Genomic DNA, 11715 nt, shown 5'->3' on the forward strand with positions numbered 1-11715 from the left:
CACACGAGAAAGAGTGACGCGCAGGCGCGCAGGCTGGGGGCTTGCGCGGCGGCTGGCGGCCGTCTCCGCTTTGGCTTTGGTCGCGTTTGCGGCAAATCCGTGGACACCCGCCGCCCTTGCTCAGGATTTGAATTTCGAAGAGCAGGTCACGCAAAATCCGAACGCCAAGATGCTCTTGGAGGCGGACGAGCTCGTCTACGATTTCGACCGGCACATCGTGACCGCCCGCGGCGGCGTCGAGATCTATTACGAAGGCTATACGCTGCGTGCGCCGCAGGTGACCTATCGTGAAAGCGACAGCCGGCTCATCGCCTCGGGCGGCGTCAGCATGACGGAGCCGGGCGGCAACATCATCACCGCCCGCGAAATGGACATCACGGACACGTTCAGCGACGGCTTCATCGAGAGCCTGAACGTCCTCACGGTGGACCGCGCGCGCTTCGCCGCCAACAGCGCCGAGCGGCGCGGCAACAACCTCTTGATCTTCCGCCAGGGCGTCTACACCGCCTGCGAGCAGTGCCGGGAAAATCCGGACCGGCCGCCGCTGTGGCAGATCAAAGCCTCGCGCATTGTCCACAACAAGGAAGAAAAGACCGTCTACTATCGCAATGCCCGTCTGGAGTTCTTCGGCATTCCGATGGTCTACATTCCCTATTTCTACCATCCGGACCCGACGGTGAAGCGCAAGAGCGGCTTCCTGCCGCCGCGCTTCCATCAAAGCTCGGCCCTCGGCTATGGCGTCGGCACGCCGTATTTCTGGAACCTTGCTCCCAACTACGACATCACCTTCGCCCCGACCGTCTATTCCAAGCAGGGCCTGCTTGCGGAGACGGAATGGCGCCACCGGCTGATGAACGGCTCCTACAGCATTCGCCTCGCCGGGATTTTGCAGCAGAACAAGGACGAGTTCGAGCTCGGCAATTTCGTCTCGTCGGGCGTCAGGGACTTCCGCGGCAGCGTCGCCACGAAGGGACGCTTCAACATCAATTCCCGCTGGAACTGGGGCTGGGATCTCGCCACGACCACGGATCGTACCTTCGGGCGCGATTACGACATTCGCGGCCTGACCGACACGGAAGTGGTCAACACCATCTTCCTGACCGGCCTCAGCGATCGCAACTTCTTCGACCTGCGCGGCTATGCGTTCCGCATCCAGCGCAACGACCCGGTGGATTCCACCCGCAATTATCAGGACGAGCAGGCTGTCGTGCACCCGGTGCTCGACCACAATTACATCTTCGACCAGCCGATTTTGGGCGGCGAACTCAGCCTGACCTCGAATCTGACAAGCCTCACCCGCGGCGACACGGATGAGCGCGCCTACTTCCAGTATGACGATGCGGGCAATCGGACGCAGAAAGAATACTACGCCGGCGTCGCGGGCACCTTCACCCGGGCGAGCACCGACGTCACCTGGAAGAGCAAGATCGTCGGCCCTCTCGGGCAGGTCTTCACGCCCTTCGCGTATCTCAAGGGGGACGTCTACAACGTCCAGGCCGACGACACCGAGACGGGTCTCGCCGGTGACGAAACCTATCTGCGCGCCATGCCGGCGGTCGGTTTGGACTACCGCTATCCGTTCCTGGCGCAGATGGGGCCGATCTCGCAGACGTTCAGCCCGGTCGCCCAGATCATCGTTCGTCCCGACGAACAGCACATCAACGACCTGCCCAACGAAGACGCGCAAAGCCTCGTCTTCGACGACACCAACCTGTTCGAATGGGACAAATTCTCCGGCTATGACCGCCAGGAGGGCGGCACGCGCGCCAATGTGGGCTTCACGTATCATGCGATGCTGGGCAAGGCGAGCATCGACGCCCTCTTCGGCCAATCCTTCCAGCTCGCCGGAGCGAACTCCTTCTCCAAGAGCAACGTCACGCTCACAGGCATCGGCTCGGGGCTTTCCACCGACGATTCCGACTATGTCGGACGCGTCACGCTGGATTCCGGCGAAGGGCTGACGCTGACGGCCCGCGGCCGCTTCGACAACGACACCTTCGACGTCAACCGTGCGGAAGCGACGGCGCGCTTCTCCAAGGGTCGGCGCAACAGCGCGGCCCTCACCTACTTCTATCGTCGCGAGATTCCCGAGCTCGGCATCGACGACGATCAATCGGAAATCTCCACGACCGGCCAGTTCGCCGTCAGCGATTTCTGGTCGGTGAAGGGTGGCGTCACCTTCGACATCGACCAGATGAGCCGCGTGAAGCACGCCGTCGGCCTTGCCTATGACGACGAATGCTTCAATCTATCGGTGGTCTACAGCGAGACGCGTGACCGCTACACGGACATCGTCTCTGGCCGCGAGGTGTTTGTGCGCTTCAATCTGCGCACCCTGGGCGACAGTGAGGTGAGCTTCGCGGCATCGGGCGACGATTACGACGACGATGACGAGGAAGACCTCTACTCTGGGCTCTTTTAAAAATTAGCGCCATAATTCGCGCTTAAGAGCGCCATCAAAAGCTGCAACGGAACGATGCGAATATCGATGTTTAAAACCCTCACGCAAACCGCTTGGCTTGTTGCGGCAAGCGCCTTGATGGCCATGGCCACATTGCCCGTCGCCGACAGCGCGCGGGCTCAGAGCTCCATCAAGATCCTGGTCAACGACCAGCCGATCACGACCTACGACATCAACAACCGTGCCAAATTCCTTCGCCTGACCTCGCGCGGTCAGGCGGGTGCGAAGCAGGCGACGGACGAGTTGATCGAAGAAGCGCTGAAAATGCAGGAAGCCAAGCGCCGCAATGTCAGCGTTTCGCAAAACGAAGTCGAGCGCGCCTTCGCCAGCATTGCGAGCCGCGCCAAGCTGCCCCCTTCGAAGCTCGAAGCGGCCCTGCGTCAGAACGGCGTCAATCCCGACACCCTCAAGGACCGCATTCGTGCCGAGCTCGCCTGGCGTGACGTGGTGCGTGCCCGCTTCCGCGCCACGGTGCGCATCACCGAGTCGGATGTCGCCCAGGCCATGCTTGGCCGCGACGAGGACGCCGAGGCGTCTGGAACCGTCACCGAATACGACGTTCAGCCGGTTCTTTTCATCGTCCCCAAGAAGGGCAAGGCCGGCATCGCTGCTCAGCGCAAGCGTGAAGCCGAAGCCTTCCGCAGCCGCTTCAGGAACTGCGACGCAACGCTGGAACAAACCCGCGGCATGGCAGGCGTCTTCGTGAAACCGACGGTGCGGCGGGAGAGCAGCGATTTTCCCGATTCCCTGCGTGACAGCCTCGGCAAAGCCAAGGTTGGTACGGCTCTACCTCCGACGCAGGTAGATGAGGGGTTCCAGGTGCTCGGCATCTGCAACAAGAAGGCTGTCGCCGGCAAATCACAGGCGGCCGACGAGGTCCGCGATGAACTGACCAATGAACGGGGTCAGCTTCTTGCCCGACGCTATCTGCGCGACCTGAAATCCGACGCGATAATCGAGTACCGTTAGGAACCGATGCTTCCAATTGCACTGACCCTCGGAGAGGCGGCCGGCGTCGCCCTCGACATCACCATTGCTGCCTGGGCTCGGCGCGAGCGCGAACGCCTGCCGCCGTTTATTTTCCTCGGCTCGGCCGCGAACATTGCCGAGCGGGCGATTCTCCTCGGCATCGACTGCCCGACGCGCGAAGTGGAGCCGGAAGAAGCCGCTCTCGTGTTCCCGATGGCGCTGCCGTGCCTGCCGGGTTTCCCGGAGGCGAAGGCCGAGCCAGGGCTTATCGCCCGCGAAGACGCAGCGCTGACGATCCAGTCGATCCGTCAGGCCGCTGAGTTCGTGGCCGATGGCCGCTGCTCGTCGATGGTGACCAATCCGATCGCCAAACACGCGCTCAACGAAGCGGGCTTCGCCTATCCGGGTCACACCGAATATCTCGCCGACCTCGGCGAGCAGCTCTTCGGGGAAAAGCGCCGGCCGGTCATGATGTTGGCCGGGCCCGACCTGCGCGCCGTGCCCGTCACCATTCATGTGCCTCTTTGCGAGGTGCCGCGTCTTCTGACCACCGAACTCATCGTGGAAACCGGAAAGATCGCCGCGGAGGAGCTGAAGCGCCGCTTTGCCATTTCCTCCCCCCGCATCGCCGTGTCGGGCCTGAACCCGCATGCCGGTGAAAAAGGCGTCATCGGCAAGGAAGACATCGAGGTCATCCGTCCGGCCGTCGACCTGCTCTGCCAGGCTGGCATCGAAGCGGAGGGGCCGCTGCCCGCCGACACCATGTTCCATCCGGCGGCCCGCCGCCGCTATGACCTGGCGCTGTGCATGTACCACGACCAGGCGCTCATCCCGGTCAAGGCCCTCGCCTTCGATCATGCGGTCAACGTGACGCTCGGTCTGCCTTTCGTGCGCACGTCGCCGGATCACGGCACGGCCATGGAGATCGCCGGCACAGGCCGTGCCCGTCCGTCGAGCCTGATGGCGGCGCTGCATATGGCAGCCGAGATGAGCCGTTCTCCCGTCCTGGCGTGAGCGACGTCATCGAACGCGTGGCGGCCCTTCCGCCGCTGCGCGACGTTCTCGCAAGACACGAGCTCTGGGCGCAGAAGTCTCTCGGCCAGAATTTTCTGCTCGACCTCAATCTGACGCGCCGCATCGCCCGCGAGGGGAGCGCCAGCGGCGAGACGATCGTCGAGGTCGGCCCGGGACCGGGTGGCCTGACAAGGGCGCTGTTCCTTGAGGGCGCAGCCCGCGTGATCGCCATTGAACGCGACCACAGGGCGCTTCCGGCGCTTGAGGAAATCGCGGCCGCTGCGCAGGGTCGCCTCGAGGTGATCGAGGGCGATGCGCTTGAAGCCAATTATCCGGATCTCGTCGGGCCAAATGGCGGCCGCATCATCGCCAATCTCCCCTACAACGTCGCGACGCCGCTTCTCACCGGCTGGCTGACCCCGCCCACCTGGCCCGCCTGGTGGCGCAGCCTGACGCTGATGTTCCAGAAGGAGGTGGCAGAGAGGATCGTCGCGGAGCCAGGTTCCAAGGCCTACGGACGCCTCGCCGTGCTCGCCCAGTGGCGTTGCCACGCCCATATTCTCTTCGAAGTGCCGCCGCGTGCCTTTCTGCCTCCGCCGAAGGTCACCTCCGCGGTCGTCCGGCTGGAACCGCGGCCCGATGCCGTCGACGTCGCGCCCAAAGCCGTTGAGGCCGTCACCGCCTCTGCCTTCGGCCAGCGACGCAAGATGCTGCGCCAAAGCCTGAAACAGGCCTTTCAACAGCCGGAAGCGGTTCTGGAAGCTTGCGGCATCGCACCGACGCGGCGTGCCGAAGAAATTCCGGTCGCGGGCTTTCTCGATCTTGCCCGGATTTACGAGGAGCTCGGGCGCTCTTCGTCCTGAGCCTGAAGGTGATCGACGAGGTCGCGCCCCTCGGACAGAAGCTGGCTGACGAAGGAACGCAGACCAAGGACGCGGTCCCGCTTCAACCTTTCGGCCGTCAAAATCCCCTTCACCGCCTCGAAGGCCCGCTGCAGATCGTCATTGACGATGACGTAATCGTAGCGGCTCCACTGCTCGATTTCCTCCAGCGATCCGACCAGCCGCCGGCCGATCGTCTCGTGGGAATCCTCGGCTCGCCGTTCCAGCCGCGCCTTCAATTCGCGCATGGACGGCGGCAGCACGAAGACGCGCACGAGATCGTCGGGCAGCTTCTCGGCGATCTGTGCGGTCCCCTGCCAGTCGATGTCGAAAAGCACGTCCCGCCCCGCAGACAAGGCATCTTCGACGGGTTCGATCGGCGTGCCGTAATGGTTGCCGTGGACCGTCGCCCATTCCAGAAGATCGCCGCGCTCCACCATGCGGTTGAAATGCACGTCGTCGATGAAATGGTAGTGGACGCCTTCGCGCTCGCTTCGCCGGCGGGGGCGCGTGGTCACAGAAACCGACAATTCCAGGCCGCTGTCGGCTTCAAGGAGCTGCCGCGCGAGCGTCGACTTGCCTGCCCCCGAAGGCGAGGACAGGACGAACATGAGGCCACGACGGACAAGCTTGATCGGGTCGGCGGTCATTCGAGATTTTGCACCTGCTCGCGGAACTGATCGATCGCGGATTTGAGATCGAGGCCGATCGCCGTCGTTTCGTGGTCGCTCGACTTGGAGCACAACGTGTTGGCTTCGCGGTTGAACTCCTGCGACAGAAAATCGAGCCTGCGCCCGATGACGCCGCCTTCCGCAAGCCGCGTGCGCGCCTCCGCGATATGCGCCTTGAGACGGTCGATCTCCTCGCGGATATCGGCTTTCGTCGCGACCATCAGCGCTTCCTGATAGAGACGCCCCTCGTCGAGCTGCGTCTCGGAGGAAATGAACTCCACCTGCTCGCGAATCCGCGCACGCAGACGCTCCACCATGCCGCCGAGACGGGCCTCCGCTGCCTCGACCAGCGCTTCGATGCGGTCGATGATCTCCGTGAGATGCGCCCGCAGCCTCTCGCCTTCTTCGAGCCGCGTCGTCACCAGCGCCTTGAGCGCCTCGTGCAAAGCCGCAACCGCCGCCTCGGCGACCGGCCCCTCGGCAGCCCTTTCGCTGTTGCTGCCCTGGACGATCACGCCGCGCAGCGACAGAAGTCCATCAGCGCGCGCCGGTTGCACTTCGTCTTCCTGCGCCAGGCGCTTTGCCCGCTCCAGGACGAGACGCAGAGCCGCCTCGTTGATCGTGACCCCGGCTTCCGCACCGCCGCCGTCTTCCTGCAGGTTCAGATAGCACGAGCCGCGGGAAAGATGGCTGCGCACGGCTTCGCGCGCGGACGGTTCGAGACCGTCAAAGCCGGGCGGCAGACGGAAGCGCAGCTCCAGACCGCGTCCGTTGACGCTCTTCAGTTCCCAGACATAGCTCGACGAGCCGACGGTGAAGACCTGACGGGCAAAGCCCGTCATGCTTTGAATGCGCATGTGCCGTAATCAGCTGTAAGTGTGGAAGGGGCGTAGCGCGGGCGCGCCGCCCGGACAAGCCTTGCCCCTCATTCCGGCTCTGGTCGCGGACGCGGGACGAGGTTTTCCGCCCCTGGCATCGGCTCCTCTTGCAGAACCTCCGCCTCGGCCTCCGCCGCCTCGGCCGCCCGCTGCGTGCGCTCGATGCGCCGCCAGCGCGCCACGTTGCGATTGTGGTCGGCGAGCGTCGTGGAGAAGACATGGCCGCCGGTTCCGTCGGCGACGAAATAGAGATCGTCCGTGCGCGACGGATTGGCGACGGCTTCGAGTGCCGCGCGCCCCGGATTGGCGATCGGCCCGGGCGGCAGACCGCTGATCTGGTAGGTGTTGTACTCGGTTTCCTTCTCCAGATCGGAGGCAAGAATCGGCCGGTCGGACGGTTTTCCCGCACCGCCGAAGAGCCCGTAGATGATCGTCGGGTCGGACTGCAGGCGCATGCCGCGCTTCAGGCGGTTGATGAAGACCGCAGCAACGCGCGGCCGTTCGTCGGCCTTGCCGGTCTCCTTCTCCACGATCGAGGCCAGCGTCACGAGCTCTTCCGGCGTTTCGATGGGGAGATCCGGCGAGCGGCGTCCCCAGACCTCGTCCAGAAGCCGGTCCTGTGCCCGCTCCATCTGCTCAAGAATCTGCTGGCGCGTCGCCCCACGCGTGAATTTGTAAGTCTCCGGCAGCAGCGAACCCTCGGGCGGCACCGTCTCGATCTCGCCAACGAGCACATCGTCGGCCCGAAGCTTGTCGACGATCTGCTGGCTGGTGAGCCCTTCCGGAATCGTCACGGCATGCAGGATCGATTTGCCCGAGGTGAGGATCTCCATCACCTCCCGCATCGAGACGTGCGGCTGAAAGAGATATTCGCCGTATTGCAGGCGGCTCGCAGCCTCGTTGAGGCGCACTCCGACGTTGAAGATGAGCGGACTGTCGATGACGTTGTTGCGCTTCAGCTGCGCGGCGATCGCGTCGACGCCCGAGCCGCGGGTGATCAGCACCGTCCGCGGCTCTTCCAGCGGCCCGTCCGCAACGAAGCGCTGCTTGCCGAAATAAAGCGCGCCGCCCACGAACAGGACAGCGAGCACTGCCGTCATCAGAAAGAAATTGAGGGTCACCACGACCGGGTGCTTCGCCTGCTTGGAGCGCGGCGGAGGTGGCGGTGCCGGCTCAGGCTGGATCGCCTGGCGCGGGCTCTTCGGATTGATTCGGCGGCCGGAGCGCGCACCGTTGTGCTCCGCAGGCCGCGCTTCGCCGTTGGCAGCGTCAGCCGCAGGAATCCCTGTTTGCTCGCTCGGCACTTTTTCGTTCATTGCCCGCTTTTCCCACGTCGCCGTCGATCCGACAACTAAGCTCGAATATGGCGAAAGAGGGCCGCTGCCGGCCGATCAGCTAATTGAAACGCCGGAAGACGAGCGAGGCGTTCGTGCCGCCGAATCCGAACGAGTTGGAAAGCGCGACATTGATCGGCTTTTCCTTCGGCTGATGCGGCACGAGATCGATCGGCGTGTTGACCGACGGATTGTCGAGATTGATCGTCGGCGGCGCGACGTTGTCGCGAATGGCGAGGATCGAGAAGATCGCTTCGACCGCGCCGGCAGCTCCGAGAAGATGACCGATCGCCGACTTCGTCGACGACATCGTCATCCCCGGGGCATGCTGTCCGGTCAGGCGCTCCACGGCGCGCAGTTCGATCTCGTCGCCGAGGGGCGTCGAGGTGCCATGCGCGTTGATATAGTCGATCTCGTCGGGGCTGACGCCGGCCCGCTTCAAAGCGGCGGTCATGCAGCGATAGGCGCCATCCCCATCTTCGGCCGGAGCCGTGATGTGATAGGCATCGCCCGACATGCCGTAGCCGACGATCTCGCCATAGATGTGCGCGCCGCGCGCCTTGGCGTGTTCGAGCTCTTCCAGAACGACGACACCCGCACCCTCGCCCATGACGAAGCCGTCACGGTCGCGGTCATAGGGTCTCGACGCCTTCGTCGGCGCCTCGTTGAAATTCGTCGATAGCGCCCGGCAGGCGGCAAAGCCCGCCACCGAGACGCGATTGAGGGGTGATTCGGTACCGCCAGCCACCATCACCTCGGCGTCGCCCAGCGCGATGAGGCGCGACGCGTCGCCGATGGCATGAGCGCCCGTGGAACACGCCGTCACGACGGCATGATTCGGGCCCTTCAGATTGTGCTGGATGGAGACGTAACCGGCCGCAAGGTTGATGAGGCGGCCTGGGATGAAGAAGGGAGACACGCGACGCGGCCCCTTCTCCTCCAACAAAAGCCCGCCTTCGACGATGCCGCGGATCCCGCCGATACCGGACCCGATCAGCACGCCCGTGCGGATCTGGTCCTCGTATTCGTCGGGCTCCCACTCGGCATCTTTCAGCGCCTGGGCAGCAGCGGCCATGGAAAAGGTGATGAATTCATCGACCTTGCGCTGCTCCTTCACCTCCATCCAATCGTTCGGATTGTAGGTGCCCTCGGAGCCGTCGCCACGCGGGATCTGGCAAGCGATCTGACACGCGAGATCGTCGACCTTGAAGGCCTCGATGCGTGCTGCACCACTCTCACCAGCAAGAAGTCTCGACCAGGTTTCCTCCACCCCGCAACCGAGGGGCGAAACCATGCCGAGACCCGTAACGACGACGCGCCTCATTCCACTGTACCGCAAATCACGAGAGAAGGTCAGCCGGCGTTCTTCTCGAGGAACGACACAGCATCGCCCACCGTCAGGATGGTCTCAGCGGCATCGTCCGGAATTTCCACGCCGAACTCTTCTTCGAACGCCATCACAAGCTCGACCGTGTCCAGGCTGTCGGCGCCGAGGTCATCAATGAAGCTGGCTTCCTTGGTGACCTTTTCTTCTTCAACGCCAAGGTGCTCCACGACGATCTTTTTGACGCGCTCCTCGATATTGCTCTCACTCATAGCCTCAGCTTCCTCGATTGCCTGGTCTGGTATGACCGTGAAAAACAGTCCTTATCCCCTGAAAAACCCGGATTGCCGCGCGGTCGAGGGGTCGAACGGGGATGGTCGCGCGGTCCGTTATCATGTTTCTATGGCCTTGACCAGCAGTCGAAAGACGGTGGTCGTGCGGTTCTTTGGCGTCAGATCATCGCCATGCCGCCATTGACGTGCAGCGTCTGCCCCGTGACGTAGCCGGCTTCCTGGCTCGCCAGGAAAACCGCAGCCGCAGCAATGTCTTCGCCGCTTCCAAGCCGGCCGGCCGGAATGCTCGACATGATTCCTTCGCGCTGCTTCTCATTGAGCTGGTCGGTCATGGCGCTGGAGATGAATCCGGGGGCGATGCAATTCACGGTAATGCCGCGGCTCGCCACCTCCTGAGCCAGCGCCTTCGACATGCCGATGAGACCGGCTTTCGAGGCCGCGTAATTCGCCTGACCAGCATTGCCGGTCACCCCGACCACCGAGGTGATGTTGATGATCCGCCCGGCCCTCTGGCGCATCATGCCTTTGAGCGCGGCGCGCGACAGGCGGAAGGCCGCCTCCAGATTGACCTTGAGAACGATCTCCCAATCGGCGTCCTTCATGCGCATGGCGAGGCCGTCGCGCGTCAGCCCGGCATTGTTGACGAGAATGTCGAGCCCGCCCATCGCCTTCTCGGCCTCACCGATGAGCCCGTCGACGGCCGCCGTATCGGAGAGATTGGCAAGAAGCACATGCGCGCGGTCGCCAAGTTCGGCGGAGAGCGCATTCAGCGGCTCCTCACGGGTGCCCGACAGGGCCACCGTCGCGCCCTGGGCATGAAGCCCCCGCGCGATCGCGCCGCCGATTCCTCCGCTCGCGCCGGTGACGAGCGCGCGTTTTCCCTCAAGGCTGAACATGCCCTCTCCCCTCTTCTTTCTGACTATTCTTTCGCCGCTTTCAGCGCCGCCACGGCAGCCTCGATCTCCTCGGGCTTGCCGACGGTCAGCGCGCTCATTCCAGGCGCAATACGACGGACGAGACCGGAGAGGACACGCCCGGCACCAATCTCGGCCAGGAGCGTCACACCGTTCTCACCCATCCAGGCGACTGATTCGCGCCAGCGGACGGCCCCCGTCACCTGCTCGACGAGCCGTTGACGAATTTCCGAAACCGCCGTCAGCGGCCGCGCCGTGACATTCGCCACGACCGGCACCGACGGCGGCGCAATCTCGGTCTGCGCGAGCGCATCGGCCATGCGTTCGGCCGCCGGCTGCATCAAGGCGCAATGGAAGGGTGCGGACACCGGCAGAAGCATGGCGCGCTTGGCGCCTTTGGCCTTGGCGATCTCCGCCGCACGTTCGACGGCCGCCTTGCTTCCGGAGACGACCACCTGTCCCGGCGCATTGTCGTTCGCCGCCTCGCAGACATCGCCCTGCGCGGCCTCGTTGGCGATCTCGCGCACCGCCTCGATATCGAGACCGAGGATCGCCGCCATGGCCCCCTCGCCGACCGGCACCGCCGCCTGCATGGCATCGCCGCGAATGCGCAGGAGCCTCGCCGCATCGGCGATCGAAAGGCTTCCGGCCGCCGCCAGCGCGGAATATTCGCCAAGCGAATGCCCGGCGACGAAATCGGCATGTGCCGAAACCGAAATCCCCTGCGTTTCGAGCGCCTTCAGAGCCGCCATGGAAACCGCCATCAGCGCCGGCTGCGCGTTGCGGGTCAAAGTGAGCGCGTCGTCCGGCCCCTCGAAAATGGTCTTCGAAAGAGCCTCGCCGAGCGCGTCGTCCACTTCCTGAAAAACCGCGCGCGCTTCCGGAAAAGCGTCTGCGAGCGCAGCTCCCATGCTGACGGCCTGGCTGCCCTGCCCCGGGAAAGCGAACACGGTGGCCATGGCTTCTCCTTTTTGTT

11 protein-coding genes are annotated in these 11715 nt (G+C 64.1%); 4 read left to right on the forward strand and 7 right to left on the reverse strand.

Translation table 11 applies throughout. The features are described from left to right. Nucleotides 1–13: 13 nt before the first annotated feature. From L0F51_RS07050 to rsmA, 4 genes are all read left to right on the forward strand, one after another. A complete protein-coding gene (locus L0F51_RS07050; RefSeq protein ID WP_234628521.1) occupies nucleotides 14–2422 on the forward strand; it encodes an LPS-assembly protein LptD in 2409 nt (802 codons plus the stop codon). A gap of 66 nt (nucleotides 2423–2488) precedes the next feature. After that, nucleotides 2489–3430 (forward strand): SurA N-terminal domain-containing protein, encoded by a 942-nt coding sequence (locus tag L0F51_RS07055; protein WP_255701287.1) that lies wholly within the window; start codon nucleotides 2489–2491, stop codon nucleotides 3428–3430. A 6-nt stretch (nucleotides 3431–3436) separates the two neighbouring features. Then, nucleotides 3437–4444, forward strand: a complete 1008-nt coding sequence (gene pdxA, locus L0F51_RS07060) for a 4-hydroxythreonine-4-phosphate dehydrogenase PdxA (RefSeq protein WP_234628522.1) — start codon at nucleotides 3437–3439, stop codon at nucleotides 4442–4444. A gap of 8 nt (nucleotides 4445–4452) precedes the next feature. Next, complete coding sequence (gene rsmA / locus L0F51_RS07065) at nucleotides 4453–5307, forward strand: 16S rRNA (adenine(1518)-N(6)/adenine(1519)-N(6))-dimethyltransferase RsmA (protein WP_234629366.1); 855 nt, start codon at nucleotides 4453–4455, stop codon at nucleotides 5305–5307. On the opposite strand, the gene gmk is transcribed toward rsmA, so the two are convergent. From gmk to fabD, 7 genes are all read right to left on the reverse strand, one after another. Then, on the reverse strand, nucleotides 5277–5975 hold the full coding sequence (gmk, locus tag L0F51_RS07070; protein WP_128291464.1) for a guanylate kinase: 699 nt from the start codon (nucleotides 5973–5975) through the stop codon (nucleotides 5277–5279). The genes rsmA and gmk overlap by 31 nt on opposite strands. After that, complete coding sequence (locus L0F51_RS07075; protein WP_234628523.1) at nucleotides 5972–6853, reverse strand: YicC/YloC family endoribonuclease; 882 nt, start codon at nucleotides 6851–6853, stop codon at nucleotides 5972–5974. The genes gmk and L0F51_RS07075 overlap by 4 nt, the downstream gene beginning before the upstream one ends. 68 nt (nucleotides 6854–6921) lie before the next feature. Further along, nucleotides 6922–8190, reverse strand: a complete 1269-nt coding sequence (gene mltG / locus L0F51_RS07080; RefSeq protein WP_234628524.1) for an endolytic transglycosylase MltG — start codon at nucleotides 8188–8190, stop codon at nucleotides 6922–6924. Between the two features lie 79 nt (nucleotides 8191–8269). Beyond that, complete coding sequence (gene fabF, locus L0F51_RS07085) at nucleotides 8270–9532, reverse strand: beta-ketoacyl-ACP synthase II (protein WP_234628525.1); 1263 nt, start codon at nucleotides 9530–9532, stop codon at nucleotides 8270–8272. Between the two features lie 29 nt (nucleotides 9533–9561). Further along, a complete protein-coding gene (locus L0F51_RS07090) occupies nucleotides 9562–9804 on the reverse strand; it encodes an acyl carrier protein (RefSeq protein WP_092810884.1) in 243 nt (80 codons plus the stop codon). A gap of 179 nt (nucleotides 9805–9983) precedes the next feature. Further along, the gene (gene fabG / locus L0F51_RS07095; RefSeq protein ID WP_234628526.1) at nucleotides 9984–10721 is read right to left on the reverse strand and encodes a 3-oxoacyl-[acyl-carrier-protein] reductase; all 738 of its coding nucleotides are present in this window, start codon (nucleotides 10719–10721) and stop codon (nucleotides 9984–9986) included. Nucleotides 10722–10744: 23 nt separating this feature from the next. Beyond that, on the reverse strand, nucleotides 10745–11698 hold the full coding sequence (gene fabD, locus L0F51_RS07100) for an ACP S-malonyltransferase (RefSeq protein ID WP_234628527.1): 954 nt from the start codon (nucleotides 11696–11698) through the stop codon (nucleotides 10745–10747). Between the last annotated feature and the right edge of the window lie 17 nt (nucleotides 11699–11715).

The organism is Afifella sp. H1R (assembly GCF_021462425.1).
Taxonomy (GTDB): Bacteria; Pseudomonadota; Alphaproteobacteria; order Rhizobiales; family Afifellaceae; genus Afifella; species Afifella aestuarii.